The sequence below is a fragment of the Mucilaginibacter terrae genome (genome assembly GCF_031951985.1).
In the GTDB taxonomy this organism is placed as follows: domain Bacteria; phylum Bacteroidota; class Bacteroidia; order Sphingobacteriales; family Sphingobacteriaceae; genus Mucilaginibacter; species Mucilaginibacter terrae_A.
In genome coordinates this window covers 1,661,660-1,684,990 of sequence record NZ_JAVLVU010000001.1, presented here as the reverse complement: position 1 = coordinate 1,684,990, position 23,331 = coordinate 1,661,660, and the positions used below count along the sequence as shown (strand labels likewise).

14 protein-coding genes and 1 pseudogene are annotated in these 23,331 nt (G+C 41.2%); 6 read left to right on the top strand and 9 right to left on the bottom strand.

Annotation, left to right across the window (positions count from 1 at the left end):
- The first annotated feature begins 2 nt into the window (after positions 1-2).
- The 3 genes and pseudogenes from mobC (at position 3) to QE417_RS06655 (ending at position 4,755) form a co-directional block, all read left to right on the top strand.
- Positions 3-1,989: pseudogene (mobC, locus tag QE417_RS06665) on the top strand (conjugal transfer protein MobC).
- Between the two features lie 398 nt (positions 1,990-2,387).
- Positions 2,388-3,002 carry a restriction endonuclease gene (locus QE417_RS06660; RefSeq protein WP_311948590.1) on the top strand — a complete coding sequence of 205 codons (615 nt, stop codon included), beginning with the start codon at positions 2,388-2,390 and terminating at the stop codon, positions 3,000-3,002.
- Between the two features lie 25 nt (positions 3,003-3,027).
- A complete protein-coding gene (locus QE417_RS06655; RefSeq protein WP_311948587.1) occupies positions 3,028-4,755 on the top strand; it encodes an nSTAND3 domain-containing NTPase in 1,728 nt (575 codons plus the stop codon).
- A 13-nt stretch (positions 4,756-4,768) separates the two neighbouring features.
- Here QE417_RS06655 and QE417_RS06650 read toward each other — a convergent pair whose 3' ends face one another.
- From QE417_RS06650 to QE417_RS06635, 4 genes are all read right to left on the bottom strand, one after another.
- Positions 4,769-5,518 (bottom strand): hypothetical protein, encoded by a 750-nt coding sequence (locus QE417_RS06650; protein ID WP_311948584.1) that lies wholly within the window; start codon positions 5,516-5,518, stop codon positions 4,769-4,771.
- Complete coding sequence (locus QE417_RS06645) at positions 5,490-8,225, bottom strand: ATP-binding protein (RefSeq protein ID WP_311948582.1); 2,736 nt, start codon at positions 8,223-8,225, stop codon at positions 5,490-5,492. Before QE417_RS06645 ends, QE417_RS06650 begins: the two co-directional genes overlap by 29 nt.
- A gap of 9 nt (positions 8,226-8,234) precedes the next feature.
- Positions 8,235-9,512, bottom strand: coding sequence for a metallophosphoesterase family protein (locus QE417_RS06640; protein WP_311948580.1), 1,278 nt, complete (start codon positions 9,510-9,512; stop codon positions 8,235-8,237).
- A 105-nt stretch (positions 9,513-9,617) separates the two neighbouring features.
- The gene (locus QE417_RS06635) at positions 9,618-11,978 is read right to left on the bottom strand and encodes an AAA family ATPase (RefSeq protein WP_311948578.1); all 2,361 of its coding nucleotides are present in this window, start codon (positions 11,976-11,978) and stop codon (positions 9,618-9,620) included.
- Positions 11,979-12,350: 372 nt separating this feature from the next.
- Between QE417_RS06635 and QE417_RS06630 the strand changes: the two genes are divergently transcribed.
- Together QE417_RS06630 and QE417_RS06625 are read left to right on the top strand one after the other, a co-directional pair.
- Positions 12,351-13,448 carry an HNH endonuclease domain-containing protein gene (locus QE417_RS06630; RefSeq protein ID WP_311948575.1) on the top strand — a complete coding sequence of 366 codons (1,098 nt, stop codon included), beginning with the start codon at positions 12,351-12,353 and terminating at the stop codon, positions 13,446-13,448.
- A 72-nt stretch (positions 13,449-13,520) separates the two neighbouring features.
- Positions 13,521-16,055 carry a UvrD-helicase domain-containing protein gene (locus tag QE417_RS06625; protein ID WP_311948573.1) on the top strand — a complete coding sequence of 845 codons (2,535 nt, stop codon included), beginning with the start codon at positions 13,521-13,523 and terminating at the stop codon, positions 16,053-16,055.
- Between the two features lie 192 nt (positions 16,056-16,247).
- Here QE417_RS06625 and QE417_RS06620 read toward each other — a convergent pair whose 3' ends face one another.
- The 3 genes from QE417_RS06620 to QE417_RS06610 are packed head-to-tail and all read right to left on the bottom strand — an operon-like array spanning position 16,248 to position 19,501.
- Positions 16,248-17,207: a hypothetical protein gene (locus tag QE417_RS06620; RefSeq protein WP_311948571.1), complete on the bottom strand. Its 960-nt coding sequence runs from the start codon at positions 17,205-17,207 to the stop codon at positions 16,248-16,250.
- Complete coding sequence (locus tag QE417_RS06615) at positions 17,200-19,233, bottom strand: phospholipase D-like domain-containing protein (protein ID WP_311948570.1); 2,034 nt, start codon at positions 19,231-19,233, stop codon at positions 17,200-17,202. The genes QE417_RS06620 and QE417_RS06615 overlap by 8 nt, the downstream gene beginning before the upstream one ends.
- Positions 19,220-19,501: a hypothetical protein gene (locus QE417_RS06610; protein WP_311948568.1), complete on the bottom strand. Its 282-nt coding sequence runs from the start codon at positions 19,499-19,501 to the stop codon at positions 19,220-19,222. Before QE417_RS06610 ends, QE417_RS06615 begins: the two co-directional genes overlap by 14 nt.
- 516 nt (positions 19,502-20,017) lie before the next feature.
- Here QE417_RS06610 and QE417_RS06605 point away from each other — a divergent pair.
- Positions 20,018-20,779, top strand: a complete 762-nt coding sequence (locus QE417_RS06605) for a hypothetical protein (protein WP_311948565.1) — start codon at positions 20,018-20,020, stop codon at positions 20,777-20,779.
- Positions 20,780-20,795: 16 nt separating this feature from the next.
- Here the strand turns inward: QE417_RS06605 and QE417_RS06600 are convergent, their stop codons facing one another.
- Together QE417_RS06600 and QE417_RS06595 are read right to left on the bottom strand one after the other, a co-directional pair.
- A complete protein-coding gene (locus tag QE417_RS06600; RefSeq protein ID WP_311948563.1) occupies positions 20,796-21,461 on the bottom strand; it encodes a response regulator in 666 nt (221 codons plus the stop codon).
- 6 nt (positions 21,462-21,467) lie between these two features.
- Positions 21,468-23,126 (bottom strand): tetratricopeptide repeat-containing sensor histidine kinase, encoded by a 1,659-nt coding sequence (locus QE417_RS06595; protein ID WP_311948561.1) that lies wholly within the window; start codon positions 23,124-23,126, stop codon positions 21,468-21,470.
- Between the last annotated feature and the right edge of the window lie 205 nt (positions 23,127-23,331).

Genomic DNA, 23,331 nt, shown 5'->3' with positions numbered 1-23,331 from the left:
GAATGTCGACCGGAGAAAATGATCAGGCGATGCGCAAGATCCTGGACATGACCAGGCTGATCAGCATTTTAATATTGTTACTGCATTTTTATTTCGAGTTCTATGGGCTATTCAGGCAATGGCAGTGGAGTGCCGCATTGACTGACCGGGTCCTCGGCAATATCGCAAGAACAGGATTGTTCGCCAGCTTCAATAAACCAAAGATCATTGCGCTGGTATTACTGGTCATTGCGCTGATCGGTATCAAAGGCAAAAAAGACGAGAAACGCAGCCACAGGCAAGCCTTAACCTGGCTTACCATTGGCGTCGTACTGTACTTCTCAGCAGGTTTATTGTTGCTATTCAAAGGCAATAATAGGGTCTTGCCTGTCCTCTATATGATGGCTACCGCGGCAGGCTATCTTATCATGATGAGTGGCGGAACCATGCTGTCCCGGATCATTACCGATAAGTTAACCGGCGATATCTTTAACCGCGATCAGGAGACCTTCCCGCAAGGAAGAACGCCTGCTGGAAAATGAGTACTCGATCAACCTGCCGGCACGCTACCACTTGAAAAATAAACTGCGCAATTCCTGGATCAATTTTGTGAATCCGTTTCGTGGCCTGCTGGTTATTGGTAGCCCAGGTGCTGGCAAATCCTACTTCGTTATCCGCCACGTGATTACCCAGCATATTAAAAAAGGGTTCACCATGTTCATTTACGATTTTAAGTTTGATGATTTGACCAAGATCGTCTATAACACCTGGCTCAAACACAAGAAAACCGCTTACAAGATCAAGCCCCAATTCTTCATCATCAACTTTGACGACCTCTCTCGTACCAACCGGTGTAACCCGCTCGATCCGGCATCCATGTTTGACATCACTGATGCTGCAGAATCTGCGCGTACCATACTGATGGGGCTCAACCGGGAGTGGATCAAGCGGCAGGGTGACTTCTTCGTCGAATCGCCGATCAATTTTCTGACTGCTATCATCTGGTATCTCAAGAAATATAGGGGCGGAGAGTTCTGCACCTTGCCACATGTTATCGAATTCATGCAACTGGAGTACGATAAATTGTTTACGCTCTTGAGGACGGAAAAGGAGATCGAAGTGCTGGTCAATCCATTTGTCAGTGCTTATCTGCGGGATGCTGTAGAACAGCTTGAGGGGCAGATCGCCTCTGCCAAAATTTCTATGGCTCGACTATCGTCGCCGTCGCTATATTACGTACTTTCGGGTAGTGATTTTACACTGGACATCAATGATCCGGACAAACCGAAGATTGTTTGCGCCGGTAACAACCCGCAGAAGATCCAAACCTATGGCGCTGTGCTATCGCTGTACGTGAACCGGCTGGTCAAGCTTGTCAATAAAAAAGGGAAGATGAAAAGCAGTTTGATATTCGATGAGTTCCCTACCATCTATCTCAATAATATGGACAGTCTGATTGCCACTGCACGAAGTAACAAGGTGTCCACTTGTTTAGGCATTCAGGATGCGAGCCAGCTTCGAAAAGATTACGGACGGGAATTGGCAGATGTGATCATGAACATCACAGGTAATATCATCAGCGGGCAGGTTACCGGTGATACCTCCAAACAGCTTTCAGAACGGTTTGGTAAGATCATGCAGGACCGGGAAAGTCTTTCCATCAATAGGAATGATACCTCGATCAGCCGTTCCAAGCAATTAGAGTCGGCGGTACCCGCCTCAACTATTTCAAGCTTGTCTTCAGGGGAGTTTGTCGGTATGGTGGCGGATAATCCCGAGGAGAAAATTGACTTGAAGACTTTTCATTGTGAGATAATGAATGACCATGAAGCCTTAGCGAACGAGGAAAGCAATTATAAGGCCGTACCACAAGTAAAACCGGTGCAACCGGCGATCGTGCAGCGGAATTATGAGCAAATTAAAGATGATGTTCAACTTATTGTGATTGAAGAAATGGAGCGGCTGTTGAATGATCCGGCATCTTCGCACCTCATAATTAAAAAGGGATAAATGTTACAGGTTCAATCTTAATGAAGTTCTAAGATGCTCAACATTAGAAAATGTTCAGTTATCCTTTATTTGACGGCGCAAATATGATATTGACAATTCCTACGATGGTCTTTATTTGTATCGGATCATTCTGTGGACATTTATATTCCGTTCAAAGTCTCCCTCAGATACCTCTAGCTTTTAAAACCATATTTAGGACTTTTAAAAGTTTATTAGCTTTTCTGCTTAGGATCATATGTTCTTACTGCTGATTTTCCCAAATTCTGAACTAGCCTATTTAATAGCATGCCATCGAATTTGATATTGCTTTTTAGATACCTTTGATATTTTATAATAGATATATTGTCATCAAAAGGGTCAGTATAATGATCGAATAGCTAAAATAAGTTTTATACATAATGTCTAATTACACTTTTTCAACCATTAATGACAAAGAATTTGAATTGCTGGTACTCGATCTATTAAATGCCAAACTCAATTTAAACCTCCAAGCTTTCAAAGTTGGGCCAGACCAGGGTGTAGATCTAAGATATTCTTCTTCAGAAAATAATAATCAAATCGTTGTTCAGGCGAAGCATTATATCGGTTCCGGCTATCCTAAACTCAAAAAAGCGTTTCTTAAAGCAGAATTGAAAAAGGTAAAGGATCTAAATCCGGATAGATATATTATTGCGACATCACTTCCTTTGTCCATTAAACAAAAAGACGAATTAAAAGAGTTGTTAGCGCCTTACATTTTGTCCTCAAATGATGTGATCGGTCAAAATGATTTGAACACTTATTTAAGCGAATTTCCGGAAATAGAAAAAAAGCAATTTAAGCTTTGGTTTTCCAGCGTCAGTATGCTTAACGCCATTTTGAACAACGCTATTGAGGGCAGGACAAAGTCATATCTTGAAAAGATCAAGTCCAAAATTGGCTTATATGTAGTGACCAAGAATTTGGATAAGGCTAACGAACTGCTTGATCAAAAGAAATTGTTATTAATTACCGGGCAACCCGGTTTGGGGTAAAACTACCTTAGCTGATGCAATTTTATTGGAAAGGGCAAAAAATGGGTATCAAATCTATAAAGTCGCTAGCATCAGGGAGGCGGAAGATGTAATTGCTACCGATAATGATGTTAAACAGCTATTTTATTTTGATGATTTTTTGGGCGAGACTTATTATGAAATATTAACCGCCAGTCAAACGGAAAGTCAGATCACGCAATTTGTGGATCGTATTAAAAATACGCCCAACAAATATTTGATGCTGACCACCAGAACGGTAATTCTGAATCAGGCAGATGATAAATCTGAAAAAATCAATCGCAGCCAGCTATTAAATCAGCAGTATGAAATTCAATTAAGTGATTACAGCAAATTTGAGAAAGCTGAAATTCTGTACAATCACCTCTATTTTTACAGGATAAAAGAAAATTTGTTCAATTGTATCCTGCAAAACAAGTTTTATAATACCATTATCAATCATAAAAATTATACACCCAGAACGATAGAGTCTTTAACAGACCCTACAAAAATTGAAAACCTGACTCCGGCTGAGTATCATGAATTTATTACGTTAAGTTTGACCAATCCGGAAGGAATATGGAGCCGGTCGTTTCATAATCAAATTAATTATTTTGATCAGCTTTTTTTAATTACTCTTTTTACGTTCAGAGGAAAGGTTAACGAAAAAGCGTTGATCAAGGCTTATGATGCCAGGCTTCAGTATGAAAAAGTTAGCCATAACCAAATTATTAAAGCTAATCAGTTTAGGGATTCGGCTAAAATATTGCTTAATGGCTTTGTTATTAGCACATTGATTGATGGGGAAAACCCCGAACGGGAATATTCATTTATAAATCCGTCGCTGGCCGATTTTTTCAAAGGATTTATCAAGGATTCTTTTCACCAGAAAAAAGCCATTATCTCAAGTATTATTTATATCGAACAGCTACAGCACTTTGATCCCGATGTAGCCAGTATTGCATTTGAAAGCGATTTGCAATTTATTGTTAAAGAAAGGGTAATAAGGGACGAGCTAGATTCAATAGATAAATATAAATTATACCGGATGCCTGCATCAATACTTCAAACTGTAAGAAAGTACTGTCCGGATATTGATATAGATCAATTGTTCATGGATAAAATGGCAGCCCTTGATTTTAACGATACCTACTGGATTAAAGATGCAATGCTATATTGTTTACTTCATCCCAAGAATTCGGAGCAAATTAAAAAATATATCAAGAATGATTTTTTAAATATTGTCGATTTTTTGGTCATGGCGATAGATCAGCCGGATATGGCCAGAAAACTGCCCGAATTGTTTGCTCTTTATGATCAGGATTATCAGCGTTATTTCGCAGACGACAAGCGTGCAGAATCGTTGTCAAACATGATTATAAACGCGGCCAATTATAACTATAGATTTCAAAAAAGCATATTGGAGAATAACGCATTGAGTTTAATTGAAGTAGATAAAACCTATTTAACGATTCATCAAGCCGATATAAACCTCAAAAATTCTTTAATGCCGGATGTAGAACGGGATATTCAATTTGAAAGGCAAATCGACAGGGCATTTTGGGAAACGAAAATTAAGGAAAACGATGTGCTCAAACAAGAGAAATTGAAAAACAAGGAAAAATTGATACACTATTATAAAAACTCCACATTAACAGCAAAAACGGAGGAAAAAGCGATCGATGATTTATTCTATATAGCAAATTATACGAAGGCGATTCAGGACGACACTGCGTTCGATGAACCACCTTTTTAGCTACCACACGTTCTTAGCTCATGACTTTATCGATAAATTCGTAGGCCTGAACTTCAGGAATATCGAGGTTGGACACCAGAGCCATTAGCCTGACCTGCAAGTCTTCAGCGGATAAGACTTGTTGATCATCTATCACCCCAAGCCCGATAAGGTATTGTTCCAGCGCTTTTAATTTGGATTGCAAAAAGCCCTGCACTTCTTTCGCTCCCAAAGCCAATAGCAGTCGCTGAGGATCACCATTCAGTTCCTTTAATTTTTCGGCTACTAAATCTATAAATGTTCCAGATACGGCTCCGGACTGCACAAGCGTTTGCCTGTCAATAGGTTTAGATCTTCCTCTGCGAAAAAGCTCCTGATAAGATTCGAGTAATCTGATCTTTACCTGCAAGGTCGCCCATAAGTTTTCATCCAGACCTGGCAAGCTGCCCTGATATTGCATAAAACCTTTTAACTGCCCGTAATTGCCAATACGTTTTGCCAGGCAAGTATATAGCAGTTGTTGATCATCCAGCAAATACCATAAGTGCAATTGTTCTGGTTCCTCCGTAAGCGGATTAAACCGGGGCACTTTAATCAATTTACGATACTCTTCAGCGGTTAACGTACCGGGAAGAGGTATATTAATAATTTTAAACCCAGACAATAACGGCGCTTGTTCTAAGCGATAATCCGGCTTTTCGTTGTGCTGCCCATCCAGCGTAAAAATTTTAAAATCCAGTTCGGCATCATTCGCTTTAAAAGCTGTTCCACTTATCAATTTCATCCGCCTGCGCGGTAAAATAAAAGACTTGTCGTCCTTCTTTGCTTATCTCTGCAAGTGCGCTGATAATTTCCTTCGCACGCAAGTCGTCGCTGTTTGCCAGTATCTCGTCGGCGAGTATTGGTAATTTAACGTTTTGTTCTTGCATTTCTATAAATGCCAGGCGGACCGCCAATAACAATTGAATACGAGTTCCAGTCGATAGCTGCGAAAGTTCCAGCCAGTTTTTGTAGATGGTATCGTAGGCGCGGAAAGCCGGCGCTCCACTCTCCTCTACAGTAAGTTGATAACGCCCGTTGGTGATTCGGCTGAACAGCTGATTCGCCTTGCCAAATATTCCTGCACTATTCTGTTCCCGGTAGGTTTCTTTCAGTAAACCAACCACCAGATCGCCGGTCATAGCAGAAAGATTATTCAAGTAAATCTGCTCCAGCCCGTTTAGCGACGCTTCCTTGATTGCCAAGGCGTCTTCCATTGCCGTTCCTTCCTTTTCATGTTCAATGTCACGCTCGATCTCTATGATTTGCTTATTCAATTCGTCAAGCTTATCTGCCTGCTGTTTAAAAGCGGCACATTTCAACTTAGCCTCATCAAGTGTTAGCGCATCCAACTCTGATTCTATTTCCAGAAACAAGTTATGTGCTTTTAAAGTCTGATTTTTATCGCTATGCAGCGTACCAGCATCCTGATGGTCTTTGTGCAATTGCCGAAAAGCCGCCAGTTGTTGGTTCCAAACCCATATTTCTTCTTTTTTACCTTCTTCCAGCTCCAGTCGTTCATAAATGGCCGCCAGTTCATCCGCCAGTTTTTTTCCTAAACCTTTCTTATCCTCCAATTGAACATTATGTTGTTTGACCGCTTCTGAAAGTGTCGAGCGTTCGGTTTCATCCGCTTGTAACTGACGATACATACCCTTGGCTGTCGCGCCATCAGCAACTTCTGCCGCTATGTCCTTGATCAGCACATTTATTGCAGACAATAAGTTTTTTTGCTGATCCAGCGCCAGTACTTTTTGTTCTTCCAACGCTTTTAACTGTGCGAAGCATTGCTGCCAGGTTAACAGGCTGGCCAAAAACCAGTAAAGTCCGGAATAATCTTTCAATTCGTCCGCCGACAGTAGCGGGATTACGCCAATTTCATTCAGCCATAAGTCACGCTGCTCATCTAATTTAGCTAACCGGGGCAGCAAATCGGTAAGCGCATCTTCCTGCGTTTTCAACTGAACAGCCAATAGGTTCAATCGCTTTGCTTCCTGCGATGCTATGTTCAATTCCTCTAACCGGGCGGCTACACCAGGGATGTCCCATTGTTGCGGCTCCCGCAATCCGGTGCGCACAAAATCCTTTTTTCTAACTTCCCCATCATCTGCACGTTTTCCGCGGGCGGCGTACAACAGGAAACCAAGCATGAGTAAGATAGTTATGAGACCTAGCCATCCCAATAATAAAGTGGCTACACCTGTAATGATACCCAATAGCAATAATACCCAAAGTGCCCAAGCAGGAATGCCGTCCAACGGCGACCGTTCCTGATACCAAAGCAACAAGGCATTGATCCCTTCCTGAATTTTAGACGGGTCTTCAGCCGCGATCTGCTGCTCCTTTTTTAACTGGCCGACAGTAGTTTCCAGGTATTGCTTTTCACTTAGCAAGCGATGTGCGCCCTCCATGAATTGCGCCAACCGCACCGTTCCGCTAACGTCCAGCGGCTTGATATCTGTGTTTCTAAGTTCAGACGCCAGCTTTTCCAAAGCTTCGGCCGTCATTAGTTCAGCACCTGCGATGTCGATATCCAGAGAGCCGAGCTTTTGCTCAATACTCAATAAAGTATCGACACGGGTATGCAACTCTTCTAACAACGCTTTGCTGATGCCTTTTTCAGGCAGGTTTAATTCACTAATTCTTGTTTCTTTGCGGTGTATCTCGCCCGATATAGTTTCTATAGAACGATTATTTATTTGGATTTCTCCTTCTAACGCCACAATCCGATCAAATTCCTGACCGGTCAGAATCCGCAATTGTGGAGGGTAATCATCCAGTAAATGCTGCAAGCGGTTCAATGTATCACCTGCATTCAAACTAGCAATAAGGCATGTATAAAGGTCATGATAGTTTGATGCAGCGGCTGCTTCGTTCCTCGCTTTGAAAAGGCTTTGCAAAGAGTCAGCTTTAGTGGTTAGCTGTTTTTGCCTGTTTTCAATTCCCGCGATCTTTATTTTGGCTTCGTTATACTGCCGGTATTCGGTGATGGTTCGTTGTTTCGTTCTGCTGTCATATCCCAGCTTGTGCTGTGCTGCCGGTAGGTCATAGCCGCCGCTAGCCTCCCGGATGAGTAGAGCTGCCAGGTCGGTGTCCATGTCGCCAACGAGCTCATGTAATGCCAGAAGATAACGTTTTGATTCATCTGCAGCGGGCAAAGATGGCAGTGTATCGGGTTGCCCTTCACGCAGTACCCGGTAATGACCGTTATCGGCCTGGATACCCCATTGCACGCCGGAAATGTCCAGCATAAAATCCGCGTGTACGCTTCCCAATTGTTGCTGCCACAGCAACTGCCTGATGAGCCTGGCCGTAGAACTCTTACCCGAACCGTTGGGGCCTGCGATGATGTTGATGTGCCTCGCAAAATCATGCAGCGGTAGCATCCCCCTGGGAAAGCCGGGCAGTTTGTAAACCGAGATATCTTTGATAAGCAGGGAGGGATTTGACATAATGCTGATTTATTTATCCTGACTTATTAATTCGCCCAGTAAGCGGTTACATTCACGCTGCAGATAAATTTTAGCATTGTCATCCTTTAAGTTAGATAAGCGTTCTTCATCTGATAAGGGCAAATAAACGCCAGCTTCATTTAAAGCGGTAGCCTGCTGTCGCCATTTATGAATCAGTTTATCGAGAAATGGCGTATTGCGTGCCTCGCTGATTGCAAGAATAGTATCGGCAAGAATGCCTGCTGGGGAAGACTGGCCTGCTAATGCTTTTAAGTCATCCAGCGCTGGACGTAAATAACAGTCGACTTTTCTGACGCTGGCTTCCAGGTCGCCATTAAGCGGTAGCCGGATATCCGTAGCTGACCTTGACCAATGTTCTACTTCCCTGATCCGGGCATGTTCGCCGGTAATCTCCAGCTGGTAGATTAAGAAGGATATGTTAGACAATTCCTCCTGTCGTTGTAGCGCATCCTTTTCCAAAGCTGTAACTATCTTTTCTCGTACTTGCTCTTCATCCTCTGCACCGGTAACATCGACTTCAAGCGATTCATAACGCGCAGAAGATATGCCCAGATGTTGCACTGAAAATTGATCGCCGGTAATGGTGAAAAGAAGCGGCCCGTGCAAACCTGGTTCCTTTGCACTCAGTGCCTGTGGCGAACCTGTATACCAGACCAATGGTTTCTGTCCGCTATATTCAAAAGGTTTATGTATGTGTCCCAGTATCCATAGATTGACCGGCGCGCGCACGAGCTCACCTAAACGAAACGGTGCGTACTTGCCGTCTTTGCCTTCAATATCTCCATGTAATAAACCAATTACCGGAAAATTGAGATCAATATCATTAAATTGCCAACTCAGCAAGGGGCTGTCCCTGAAATATTGTGTTGGAAAAGACCAACCGGCAAACTGAATAGTTTGATCATCTTTCCTAAAAGTAACTATCTCCCAGACGCCGTTTTTTCCCAGCAGTTTAACACCGTCGTCACAATATCTGCGGACAACCTGCGGCAAAACGTCAAAATCATGATTACCAGAAACCAGGTAAACGGTTATGTTATTTTCCCTTAGCCGGTCTATTCCAGATTGCAGTGGCCCGATTGCTTCAAAATAACGGTTATTTCGGTCAATAATGTCACCGCAAAGTACGACGATATCGACCCCGTTTTCAATCGCCATATTGACCAGCGCTGCCCAGGTAGACTTTGTTGAAGCCTGGTATCCTGAAGCATCTGCGGAGGTTTTGCCCAAGTGAAGATCGGCGGTTGCAAGGATTTTAATTGACATGGACGTAGGTTTATGGACTTCTAAATTTACATATAAATAATACTATTTATCCAGCCGATAATGATAAAAACTATACAATCCAGCTAAAATTTATAATGATGATTGTTAAACCAGCTGATTGACACTGTCCATTAGCGCATTATATTGATCCGGATCGGTAGTACTTATCCTATTTAGCACCAAACTCGAAACTTTAGTAATTTCATCCATATCAATAGGTTCCATTCCTCTCTCAAAGTGTTCGCCAATGTGAGAATACTCATTTATAACACGATTAATCAGGTTGATGGTCACGCGATCATTGTCAAAATACTTTCTCAGTTTTTCCTCTGAAGTCATTTTGTGGCTTGGATACTTATAAAACAGGTAAGCTTCTAAAAATTTACGCATATTATTGCCAAAACTATACTGATAATTATGGCTGATTATTTCGCGGTCACCCAATGAACATTGATAAATCTGGTCAAATAGGTAATTAAACTCCGTTATGTAGTTTTTGAGGTATTCAGGCGCCAGTCTTAGTAGCGTATTACTTTTATTCCTGCGCTCAATAATAAAATGTTTGAGATCTTTTTTAGGAAAGGTCAGCTTCTTTAGGTATCTCAGAAAATCGAGATTGTGTGTCGAGATAAATAATTGCCCATATTTTTTGGGCCCGGCAATAACACTTTCTATAAGACTGAACATAAAGAAGATATGATTGCTATCTAAGCTGGAAATAGGATCATCTATGTAGATAATAAGCTTATTACTATTGAGCTCATCTTTCAACTCATCTTCTATTTTAGCAATAAAATAACAAAATGAAATAAGGCTGCATTCACCTTCACTTAAATTGTTCGCGTCAATACCTTCCCGTTGAATAATAAATTTCATGTTTGGAGATTCGCCTTGAGCAGTGAGTTTTAATTCATTATGCCCAAAAAAATGAGTAAGATGCTGATTAATAAGTTCTGCCCCTTTGCTCTCATCTTTAGCCTGTGTTTCTAACACCCTTTTATCTTCAACAAGTCGCTCAATTTCTTGCTTCTGCAGAATCAAGCCGCCTCCGACAATATTCAGTTTGTTGTCCTGCTGCTCAATCGCCTTCAGTTCATTAAAATAATCTATGTCGGAGATATATTGTGCGATATTAGAAAACCTTAATTCTTTCCGAGCTCTAACCTGGTCTGTCGCAAGTGAACTGGTCTTCTTGTTATGTTCGGTGATAATTTGATTAAAATCTTTGATCGTTGCCAATACCTCATCAGAAAGGTCTGAAATATCAGCTGGCAATTCGCGTAATCTAAAAATATCTTTTTCACGAATTTTCAATTCTGTGATCAATTGGTCGATTTTTTTTTGATAAGCGTTACTAACAGTATGCCAGCTTTTCAGCGTGCCATCAAAACGCGTTTGTAGCGTAGAATAAAACTGTTCCCGTTTTAAGGTCATAAACTCGGTCAGCCCTTTTTTTGCCAGTTCCAACTGGTCGATCTTGCCTTTAAGCGCGGCTCTAAGCTCCTCTGACTCTTTACTAAAGTGCTCGTCAAGCCTCTTCCACAAATCTTTGTCCAAAGGGTTTCCGCAAAATCCGCATGTTTTGCGCTTATCCCGATGTTTATCAATACCCAGTCTAACCCATTCCTGTAATAAATTATCATTGATCAGTTCGGCAATAGGCGTGCTTGGTGTTATTTTTTTCTGAAGTATATCATTACATTCTTTATAATAATCAGCGAATTTAGGTTGGGATTCCGTAAGCGGGTTTACATCATCAATAGCGACCTCTTTCAATAATTTAATGAGCTCATCCGCAGTTGCTGTGGCAAGGATATGTTTTTTCACATCACTTTTAATCTGGTCAATATCAGCCTTGATGTCGGTGATCGTGTAACTCTTTTTTGCATTCGTGGGTAAAAATAAATCGTTATTTACTTTTATGGTATCATTGGCACGTTTCCTAAGTTTATCGTCAAGAATGTCCGTCTTATCGGAATTAGTTTTTTTTTGTGCAGCCAAGGCTTTTTGAGCCTTATCATACTCAAACACCAATCCCTTACCAGCTTCAATTGTGCCAAGCTGATAATTTATTAGGGTAATTTGCTTGTCAAGTTCAACGTTTTTGGCACCAAGTATGGTGAATGGCCTAATTGTTCCATCCTCCCGATAAAGCCAACCCAAATTTTCACGGACGAAATCGGTATTATAGACCCTTATTTGATTGTGTTTTGCAAAATCCTGGAGATTTTTTTCGGCTATAATATTGCCATTATTCAATGTTACCTTAAATTGACATGCTAAGTAATCTTTGTGCATCAAACTATCTTCAAAACATTTGAAAATACGGGCAAGTGTCGTTTTGCCTGAATAGTTACGGCCATAAATAATATTCATTTTCTTAAAGGTATTATCCTTAGAAATAACGGTATCCCAAGAGTAATCCTTAAATAATCCGAAATGGCCGATGTCGATTTTAGTAATCATGTTTGAGACTTATGATAAGCATTGTCAGGTTTCACTCAAAGTTAGGTAAATAAAAATGCAAAAGCGGTCGAGAATAATTGCAATCTGAGTTGGCAAAGTATTTCGAGTTTAGGTATTTCCGCGACGATGTGTAATTCAAAAACTAGCAAAATATTTCAAAATCTGCCTGTAATTCACACTTGATTCACCGCAGAAGAGGTAATATGAGTGTTAAAATCGGTTCAGTTATTTTGAGTTTTGATGGGCACTTTGAACAGGCTGAAGAAATGCTCATAATTGTTGATGTAATAAGTTTAGATTGTTCCAGTCTTAAAGAATAAACTTGATGGTATAAGCAGAGTTGTCGTACCTTACTGCTTTCTCATATCGATTATGAACCATCAGACCTTTCGAAATATAAACCATATTTTAGCTCGGGACAGTAAGTCAACCACGTACAAATTTGCGCTATTAAGAGGTACAATAGAGCTGATTGGGGAAAACTCCCCTTATATAAAGATTGAAGATCAGCGGGCTCATTTCCCCTTGGGTTTACTCATTGAAAAATGGCTGTTATATTACTATCCATTGGTATTGGTGCCACAAATCAATGGTAGTGCCCAACTGGCCTTTGCAGAAACTTTGCGGGAACTGGTTAACTATTACAATCTACGGGGTGGCATTTCCGCCTTTTATAACGACCTCAAAAACAAAGGTATCCCAGCTGATATTCAAAAAGTGTTTTTATTACTTGTTAAGAAGATTGCAAGCACAATCACACAAATGCCGATGAAGTATATAGGCACATCTATAGATGGACAGCATTTTGGCATTTATCAATATGACCGGGTTAAAACTAGATCGGTAGGCGCAATTGATGCTGAATACCTGATTTTGAACTTCGGTACATTTTCTATACCGCAGGATTATTACGAAGCTTTTCAGTTGCTCGGAAGTTTTATTAATGGTACTGACGCTATCTTATTCAAGTGGGCTGAATTCTCGGTTCGCGCATCAGGCCAAAAGCTATCTGTAACAGATGTGCTTACAGAGGTAATGCAGAGCCCCGTGACCGCTCGCGACATTGCTGAATCTAAAACGCTTTACCAGAGTATTCTCCAAACAGAGGGAAAAGTTCGTTGCGTATGGTCAGGAGTTCCCGTAGTCCGATATGATATTGACCACATCATACCGTTTAGCGTTTGGAAAAACAATGACCTTTGGAATCTGCTGCCCGCTCGCCCTGACTTAAACAACCAGAAACGGGATAAAATCCCTAGTCCCAATTTTATTGAACAGCGTCGCGACGAAATAACGCATTACTGGAGCCTCATTCGGAGGCACAAAATGCACAGATTTGAAAAAGAGCTCCAGATTTCCCTGCTCGGCTATCAAACGAAGAATGATTGGTCCAAGCTTGCTATTGAGCAGCTACAGAAAAGCTGTGATTACCTGATCACAACAAGGGGGTTTGAAGCCTGGACCTTATGAGAGTGAAAATTCAAAAGCTTGGTTATTTGTAAATTTATGCTGAAATTTCAATTTCCTTAACCTAACGATATCATGCCCAACAGTAAGATCGTCATTAAAGTCATCCGATTTATCTTGCTTATAGCGTCGGTAATCGGAATTTATTGGCTGATAAAAGAATGGTTATTAAGAAGAGCTTTCAAAAAGAAATTATCGGCAATCATCGATCAGGTCAGGGATGCCAATGCTTCGTTTACAACTATCACCAACTTCGAGCAGTACTTCTGTTATGCGGACGAGCTTCGGTTTTTGGAGATTAATACGCTAACGCGTAAAGCAATAGTAAATAATTATGCCGCTTTGGGTTTGGACGACGAGACGGTAAAACTTCTTCAGCAATTTTGTGACAATTTCGATAATTGCGCGGTCAGGCGTAAAGACTACAACGATGAGTTTGTCCGGCATGAACAAGTAAAATTTGGAGATTTCTTTGCAAGACTGGAAGCCTATCCCTTGTCTTCTGACCAGACCGAAGCAATCATCCGTGATGAAGACAATAATCTTGTTCTCGCCGGCGCAGGCACGGGAAAGACAACAACGATTTCTGGTAAAGTGGCTTATTTGCTGGAAAAAGGATTGGCAAGACCGGAAGAATTATTGATCATTTCGTTTACTAATAATGCCGCAAAGGAAATGCAGGAAAGAACCGCAAGATTTTGTCGGCATATTGACGCTGCCAAAGATTTAGAAGTTCGCACTTTCAATAGCTATGGTTTTCTGGTATGTCGCAGTTGTTCTAACCAGGAGATACGGGTCGCTTTTGATGACGCTGAGCAAGCAAAGCAATTCCTACAGGAAAAATTCAATGAACTGTTCACAGAAGATGCCTCCTTTAAAAGAAAAGCGGTCAACTACCTGGCTTTCTTCAATCGGCCTCTTAAAGAGGAGTCAGACTTCGAGAACAGAAACGACTATTTAAATTATGAGCAAGGTTTCAAAAACACAACGCTAGACGGAAAGAAAGTTAAAAGCCATCAGGAATTGCAAATCGCAAATTTCTTTTGCCTTTTTAATATCAATTATGAATATGAACGCCACTATCCTCTGGAGATTGAGGATCGCAACCCTGCATTTGGCATCTACCAACCCGACTTTTATTTGCCTGATTACCAAATTTGGCATGAGCACTATGGCATCTCCAAGAATGGGGACGTGCCGAAGAGCTTTACAACCCGCCCGCCTTATGCGACGGCGCGAGAATACTACCATGCTGGGATGGCATGGAAGGATAGTATTCACGAAAAATACAATACCCAGTTGATCAAATCTTTTGCTCACGAAGCAGCTGAGGGCAAACTGATCAGTAATCTCAAACATAAATTGGCCGAAAAAGGCGTGGATATGCGTGAGCGCAGCGGGGATGAGCTCATGAGTCTTATTAAGCAATCTCCAGATTACGAGGATTTCATTAACTTCATCTATGTATTCTTGACTTTGATGAAATCCTGCGGAAAGTCACCGGATGAACTCTCACCTAATAGAGGAGACAAACGTTTTCGGGTTTTTCTTGATCTCATCAGACCTCTTTACCACGCTTACGAACACCACCTCAACAATATTCCCGCGGTAGATTTTAACGACATGATTATTCATGCAACTCAACATTTTAAAAATGGCGCATTTAAAAAGAGCTACAAATATATTTTGATAGACGAGTTTCAAGATATGTCCCTTGGTCGCTATGAGCTCCTAAAAGCAATACGTTCACAAAACCCCGGTATTAAAATTTATGCCGTTGGGGATGATTGGCAATCTATTTTCCGTTTTACCGGAAGTGACCTTTCCATCATTACTCAGTTTAAGCAGCATTTCGGTGTTACGAGCCAATCCGCTGTATTGCAGACTTATCGATTCAACGATCAGATCCTCAAGGTAAGCAGCGAGTTTATCCAGAAAAATTCTAACCAGATCGCCAAGCAGTTAACGGCCTTTCATTCGGCGCCTTTGGGTCATTCCAGTTTCGAATTTGTAAAGTACCACAATGGTGCTAAGAGAAAGCAGGTCTTAGTAGATACTCTGGAAGCAATCAGATCTGAACAATCCAATGCAACAGTATTCCTTATTGGCCGGTATAAATCTAACGCGCCAAAAGAACTGCACACATTAATTCAGCAATTTGCCGGCCTTGATATTAAATTTTACACCGCACACGGCGTGAAAGGTATGACTTGTGATTATGCAGTTCTACTGGATCTTAATTCCGGTATTCTCGGTTTCCCTTCTGAAATGGCTGATGATCCCATGCTTAACTATTTACTTCAGGAAGGCGATAATTTTGAAAACGCGGAAGAACGACGCGTTTTTTATGTGGCCATCACTAGGGCCCGGTATAAGAACTTTCTCATGTATAACGAAAACCAGGCTAGTAAGTTCATCATTGAACTACAAGCTTCAGGTAGTTCTAACGTGAGATGTCCCGATTGCAGTGGGCCGATGACCAAAAGATCCGGCCCCCACAGTGAATTTTACGGATGTTTACACTATCCAAAATGTAAAGGGAAAATCCCTTTAAACAAAGTTGGCATTTCAGTTAACGATGTTCAAATTAATAGAAGTTTAGTAGGGTAGGAAGCGATTGAGCGATATCATTAAGGCCACCACCGCTATGTAGGATGTTTATTATATATATAATTCTTGCATGACGAATGATGCATTCACGCTTTTAGAAGAGGCCTGTCTTACATTTAATAAATCAATTCGTAGCGTAAAATGGCATATGATATGGACGCTATATAAATGTGATAAGGTTTAGGTGTTAAATTAATTAGGTTTGCTGATATTCATAAAGTTTAGGATAATCTTTTGAGCCTCATTGCGGGAGTTCACAATCGGGTGTAATTCAAAATGTTTGACACCTGATTTGTGAAGCCAGTCCGACCAAAAAATTTTCATAATTTCCATATCAGTAGGATGAACCGTTGCAGAACCTGATGGTGTAAGCGAACGATCGTACATTTCCATAACTAATACTTCTAAATTTTTTAACCGTGGATTATGAGCTGGTTTAATGTGATAAATACTGTTTTTCCTGTAAAACTTTTGTAGGTCTGTTTCACCAGATTTGAGGAAAGCACTTCGAAACCGGTTGATGGTTTCCTGAGCCAGATCATATCCTTTGCCAAATATTCCAGCTTCAACGTAGCCATCGGTTGGCAGGATCAATATATTGCGGTAATGGTTCACATAAGTAAAGCCTTCGCCTTGTTTGGGCTTTTCATCTTGCAGAACGTTTTCGTCATTTATACCCTGATCAAAATATGTCCAAACATCGGCACCTACATTGTTTTTAATGACGTTGCCATAAACACGGTTGAACTCCTTGTTCATTTTGGCAATATCTTGCCCCAGGGTCCGTTTCGGCGGCTTACTCATCAACACATAATTTATTCTTTCCAGTTGTGTTGGAAATTCAAAGTCGATGCTAAGTTTGTCGGTTTGAATGTTAAACGCGCCGATCAGGCCCTTATTCATGAAATCAACCAGCAATTTATCCTGTTGATACTGTGACCGCTTTTCATTTAGGATCGTTGGATAAAGGTTGGTTGTAATAATATTTAAAAGATCAACATCATTGAGGGGCCTTTTATATAACTTCGGGTTCACCCGATTAGAAAGATCGGGCGCAAAGGTGATGTTGTAATGTGTGATGACATATTTATGATCCGTGGATGCAGGTGCCAACAATAAAGTCATCAAGATGAAGCTTAATAATTTACTCACTGGTATTAAATTTTACGCGTTTATCTAATTTAGTTAATTGAAGTTTTTCCTGCTGCCATTTCATCGCTATTTCAAACGCTTCCATGGACTTGACTGTAGCTCTTGAAACAGCGAGCTCTCCAAACAGGTAATCATTCCAACCTTCCAGAAATACATTGATACGGTCTTTCAATGCATCAACTGAGATCGGCAGATTGTCGGATTGAACGTGAACTACATAGACAGCGGCTGTTTTTTCAATGGTGTTGATATCGATGGACAACTTTTCTTTGTTGCGTTGAACTTCACGGTTCAAGTTGATCGGTAACTCGGCCAGTTCATGTTCGGTATGTTTATCTTCAGCTTTTAGTTGAATCACTTGTGTTTGCAGCGCAGACGCTTCATTCTTCAAAGTTGAAATGTCAGCATCATGCGCATTTAATTCTTGTTGTAACTGCTTAATTACAAGTAATTGGCGCTGTTTGATCGTGTCGGGATTGCGGTCTTCAAAAGCTTCCATCAACTTCTTAAAAACAACTTTAAAAAGTAACAGCCCAAACGCTCCGAAGACGAAAACCAGATAAAAATTCGTATCGGTGAAAGCCAAGCTACTGTGCCATTTTTCGAGGGTGTTACCACTCAGGTAGTTCACTTCATGGACAGCTTCGGCAACTTTGAACGCGACGGCCACATCGAGAACAAAAATACCGAAGAAAATAGAGGCTATTTGTTTCCACCTTTCTTTTACAAACGCATCCATTACTGCAAATGCAAGTGGGATAAAAACAAACAAAAAGATGAAGGAGGGTGCAGTACCGCCCTTTCGAAATGCTTTTCCTACCGCTAGTGGATTGAAAACCTGCACCGAAGTCCCAATCGTCGAGCCAGCCATTTTTGCTTCGTTAGCATCCGCTACGCTAAATAATAATATGTAGGCCGCAGACGAGTAAAAAACAAATAAATAGACAAGCAAAGCCAGGCAAAAAATTCCCGTTGGGATCACTTCAAACCATTTTACTTTTGGTGTGATTGTATCCCGTTCAATAATCCTGATCTCTTCTTCGAGGACTGCTTTCTTTTTTTCAATATCCGGGATTTTCTCATTATTGATGTGATCCACTGATTTATTAGCAATTTCGATCTCAGCGGACAGATTAGTTCGCTGGCCCTGGAGTTTTGATTGGGTTAATCGATGGTCGTGCTCCAAATGTTCAAGGTGCAACTGGCTCGTTTGGTTCAACAGATCTGTTGTACGAATGCGATGCTCCTCAATTCGGGCAATCAGACGTTTCTTTTTATCATCTATAACGTCTATATCATTGATGAATACAGAATATACCGTGTCAAATGCTTTATAAAGTACCTGATGGTTGCCTTGATTTGACTGACAGCGCTCGTAACCTTGTGCTCTCAACAGCTTGCGGTCAAAACTGCCTACCTCAGCGGCGATCATGGCGTCAAGTACTTTCTCAAATTCAGTACCGGCTTTTTGGGGTGGCGCTATAGTAATTGGCTTTGGTCGTTCAGGCAGCTCTTCCGTAACGCCACCGCCTTCAATCTCGATAATTCTCTTCTTGATGTTGCTGAAATTTCTGATTAACGACTCTACGGTTTCCTGGTGATTGGTAATGATAATGCTTTCGTGGTTGTTCTTCTTAGCGTTGACTGTCCAGTTGTAAGAACCATGCAAAGCGAGCCGTTTGTCGATCACGCAGAACTTTTGATTCATGATCCCATAACCAACATTTTTAATCTTTTTCACTAAAGCGCCTTTGGCAACTAAAAGTTGAAAGTCGAGCTTTTCATTTTCCTGATTGTCAGCAACAATCACTTCAATATGAACACCCTGTGCTACTTTGTCAAGTAGAACTGCAAAAAGTTCATCATCGGTGAACCACGCAGTCGCAATTAGTATTTCAAACTCTGCCTTCCGTAGTTCAAGGAGGATAGTAGCGAAAATTTCTTTGTTGTCGTCAATAACCTGTTGGTCAATTGTGTCTGTCATCTGATAAGCTTTACTTGAATATTGTTCATTATGATTGGCCACTCCTTTTTATCGGATCCGTTAGTTTGGTACAAAAAATGCCGTCTAATCCGCCGTCATGTTTTTCAATTACGCTAACAACATGATCCATTACGGCGTCAGTGCTGATCGCTCCATATTTAAGTAATGTGGTATCAGGCAATTTTATAGTTGTAGGTTCGCTTGTGCATTTTTCAGATCCATCGACAGCGTCTTTGTAACCAAGTTTTATTAATCCGGCTTTTATTTCGCTGTGGTTTCGTTTGATGTCGAAAGTGACAATTGTATCCATTGTTCGTTATTGACGATTCAAATTTACCGGGAGCAGCGCGCATATTTTTACGGAAAACCGTAATGGTGACTTTAGAGGTCAAAGGTGTGTAGTAGGGCAAGCGAACGACTGAGATATCTTCGGTTTAATTGTTTTTTGGGGTACGGTTTTCCGTAAAAACGGATAGAATCGCCGTCCTAATTTTGAGTTAATTAAAATTATAGTCATGAAAAGTTATTACTTAAACACAAATGCACAAAGTAATGGTGACCACGAAGTGCATGAGGAGACCTGTTCATTCCTTCCAAATGCTTCAAACCGGGAATACCTCGGGGAATACAACACCTGTTCTCCGGCAGTTCAGAAAGCCAAAGACAAGGGATACAAAAAGGCAAACGGTTGTTATTACTGTTCAAGACCGTGTCATACCAGTTAATTAAAAGCTTACTTTTACGTTGAGAAGGAGATGATGTGTGCTGATGCGAATTAAATCATTCGGCTAATCATCTCTTTAACTCATATTACCCTTGCTTTATCATGCGTAAAACATTTTACCAAACTATTATAATTGTGGCGGTGCTGTCGATGCTTGCCTGTTCGGACAGGCAAAATCATAATAGTAGCTCCGTGATCGAATCAACCTCAATGCCTGTCGATAGCGTACCATTGCTGTACACGATTAAAAAGGATGATGTTGTTATTCGTTCCGGGCCTGGTGAAAAATTCCCAAGGCTTATAAATGAAAAGGCAACGGAAGCCCTTCATGAAACGCAGTATTGCACAGTCGACCGGTCTGTCAAAGCTGAGGTGCTGGCTAAAAAAGCAAACTGGACTAAAATACGTATTATAGAGCCGGAATGGCTCAGCGATACTCATGTAGGGTGGATCCCCGACGACGTCTTAGTCAGCGTAGGCGAAGTAGATAGCATAACCACCATCACGATCGATCCTAAGGAATATGAGGTGATAGTAACTGATCATCGGCCTGCTGTGCAAAACTTTCACGTTTGGCTGAAGCGAAAACGATTTGACGAGGACTATGTCTTCGCTTTTACGAAAGCATTTCGCAAAAAGCATTGTTCGATGCAATGTAATGTGGCCGTCTACGATAGCCGCTCAATTAAAAGTTTAGTGCTGGTTTATCCGCTAAATGATCGGGAATACTTACGCTTAGCCGATCACCTTATTTCACTCTCTACCTTTGATGCAGTAGAAGTAAGGGATTGGTATCCCTATCAGGATTTCCATTACAAGGAACTGGGCGGTAGAAATTGGAAAAAAAATAAGGCGAAATATTAGCAGATCGCTCAGATTTTTATATCAGCCCCATTTCCCTGCAAAATAGCACGAGTTGCTCATTATTTGTAAAATTCATGGCCGACTTGATATGATTCAAGCGTTTCTCCATGCTACTTTTCCCGGCAGGCTGCATATTGTTTTTGGCCAGGTAATCGGGGATATTCTTAAGCGGCGTTCCTTCAGCAAGTAAACGAACGATGGTTTTGTCATAATTGGTAAAGGAATGCATGTTTTGTTGGGCAGCAGCGCTGCGAAGTTCCTTAGGATAATACCGATCATGCCTGGCAATGCGCTCCAGGGCGTCCTTAAGAACACCTGCATCTCCCCGCGCCTTACGAACGTAACCGTCAATATGCAAATCATCAAACAATGGCCGGATGATTCCCGGCCGACTTTCTGCTGAAAAGACCAGTGTCTTCAAGGTGGGCTGCAAGCTTTTGGCCAGCTTAATTAGTGCCGCACCATCAGGAAGCTGACGGGCACTTTCATCAGGTTCAAAATAAAGGTCAGTAACCAATAAGTCATAAGGCCTATTATCGGAAAGGGCTTTCCGAATTTTTGCCAAGGTCAGGTCACAATAAAATGCATAATCCGGTTTAGGAATACCCATGTCTTCAAGCGTCTTCCGCAGTGAATTGTTGTAGATCTCTTGATCTTCCGCAATGATAATACGTTCAAACATAATGAATTATTGAATTGGGGTCACGATTTGGATACGAGCGCCCCGCTGTTCGTGAGCTTCAAAGGTAAGATGACCACCGATAGCATTGATACGGTTTTCCGTATTTTGAAGGCCTTTTCCTTTATGAATATCTGTAGGAAATCCAACTCCGTTATCCCGATATTTCATAACAAGGTCATCACGAATCTGTTCAAAATCAATAATGGCTTGTGAGGCATGGCTGTGCTTGGCCATGTTAACCAAAAGCTCCTGTACAACGATTTCCAGCTGACGTTTAACTCTATGGTTCACCTTTGCCCAAAGCTCCGGCTCGTTACCGGAAAAAGCCAGTTTTATATCGCTGCTTTTGAAGGCATTTGCCAGGCGTTCCAATTTATCACTAAAGTCTTCTTGCACATTTATATCTTCATCCTGACTGATCTTACGTGATTGTTCATACATCTCGTCCAGTTGACTAACGATATAACCTTTATCCAGGTTATCGCTGTAGTCTACTTCGTTCATCACCCGATAAATACCGTTAGCTACCACATCGTGGACTTTTTGCATTAAATTAAGTCTGTAATGACGAATTCGATTATCAGCCTCCAATAACAGACGTTGACGACGGTTACGAAACCAAATTGTCGTACCGATCAATAAGATGAGGCCAATTGCCAGATAAAGACGCTGTCGGAAAATCTCATCTTCCTTTTTTGTATTTTCCTGCATCAAACGCAAATTGTCAGCTTTGTGCTTTTCAGATTGATAGCGGATAAGTGCAAATTGATTTTTGGCTGCGTTTCGTGCGGTTTGTAAGCTGTCGTTCAGTCGATTAAATTTATCAAAGTAACCCTTTGATTTGTCTCCCGGACTTAGGTGAATAAGCTTTTCAAGCGCGCTAAGTTGATCATCCGGACTATGCAGTTCTTTTGCAATTGTATACATTGCTTTAGCAAAAATCAGGGCCGAATCAGCTTTTGTTGCGCTATAGAAGTCAGACAGATGGCCATAACTAGCATTTTCACCCCAGTGATCTTTCAACTGTTGCCGGAGTTGTAACGCGTAGCGCAAGCCACCGGCTGCAGGATAAGCAGTGTTGTCCAGCCATTGCGTGTAAGTCATATTGGATAATAATCTGGCATAATATTTTCCACCTTTTTCAGTTACGTTTAATATTGAGCGATAAATCCTGAGTGCCTGTTTATATGATCCTTTTCGGCGATAAACATTTGCCTTGTTGTTAAGAAAGGTATATCTGTATGTTTGTTCATCCGTATACTTGATCGCTGAATCCAGGTAACTTAATGCGGAATCAAAATTTCCAAGTCTTGAACTGGTCATCCCCAGTTCATTGTAGTTTGATGAAAGGCAGTATCGATTTTCCTTTTTGCGTTCATCAAGATATTTCAATGAGGTCGTTAAACTTTCCTGAGCGCCGTAGATGTCGCCAGCATCAGATTGAATGGATGCCATGTAATTATATGCCATGGCAACGGAGAGGCTATCCTTCGAAGTGCTTGCTGATTTTTCGAAATAATAAAATGCCGAGTCACTTTTTTGTTCATTAAGTAAACGTTCGGCTTTATCGAAATATAGATTTTGTCTGTTCTTTACAACAGAATGTGGCTTGGTACAGGCCCATAAGGCAAAACTAAGTAGGGTAAAGATGACCGCTCTTTTCAACGTTTATTTTTTTTAAAGATAACAAATCAGAGAAAAGACGGACCAATAAAAAAGGGCAAGTACTGTTGACTTGCCCTTATAAGTAAAAGTAATTATGGCTTGGGAGGTTTTGGTGGTACGTGTCCGTCTTCACCGCCCGTGTCAGATGATGACGTATCCTGGGTGGTTATGATCGTACCATGTTGACAATTGTTAGTATTTGTAT

Bases quoted from the DNA above. Each gene is read 5' to 3' on its own strand.
- QE417_RS06625 (WP_311948573.1), top strand. From the start codon at position 13,521: ATGCCCAACAGTAAGATCGTCATTAAAGTCATCCGATTTATCTTGCTT.
- QE417_RS06630 (WP_311948575.1), top strand. From the start codon at position 12,351: ATGAACCATCAGACCTTTCGAAATATAAACCATATTTTAGCTCGGGAC.
- QE417_RS06600 (WP_311948563.1), bottom strand. From the start codon at position 21,461: ATGTTTGAACGTATTATCATTGCGGAAGATCAAGAGATCTACAACAAT.
- QE417_RS06610 (WP_311948568.1), bottom strand. From the start codon at position 19,501: ATGGATACAATTGTCACTTTCGACATCAAACGAAACCACAGCGAAATA.
- QE417_RS06605 (WP_311948565.1), top strand. From the start codon at position 20,018: ATGCGTAAAACATTTTACCAAACTATTATAATTGTGGCGGTGCTGTCG.
- QE417_RS06650 (WP_311948584.1), bottom strand. From the start codon at position 5,518: ATGAAATTGATAAGTGGAACAGCTTTTAAAGCGAATGATGCCGAACTG.
- QE417_RS06660 (WP_311948590.1), top strand. From the start codon at position 2,388: ATGTCTAATTACACTTTTTCAACCATTAATGACAAAGAATTTGAATTG.
- QE417_RS06640 (WP_311948580.1), bottom strand. From the start codon at position 9,512: ATGTCAATTAAAATCCTTGCAACCGCCGATCTTCACTTGGGCAAAACC.
- QE417_RS06635 (WP_311948578.1), bottom strand. From the start codon at position 11,978: ATGATTACTAAAATCGACATCGGCCATTTCGGATTATTTAAGGATTAC.
- QE417_RS06645 (WP_311948582.1), bottom strand. From the start codon at position 8,225: ATGTCAAATCCCTCCCTGCTTATCAAAGATATCTCGGTTTACAAACTG.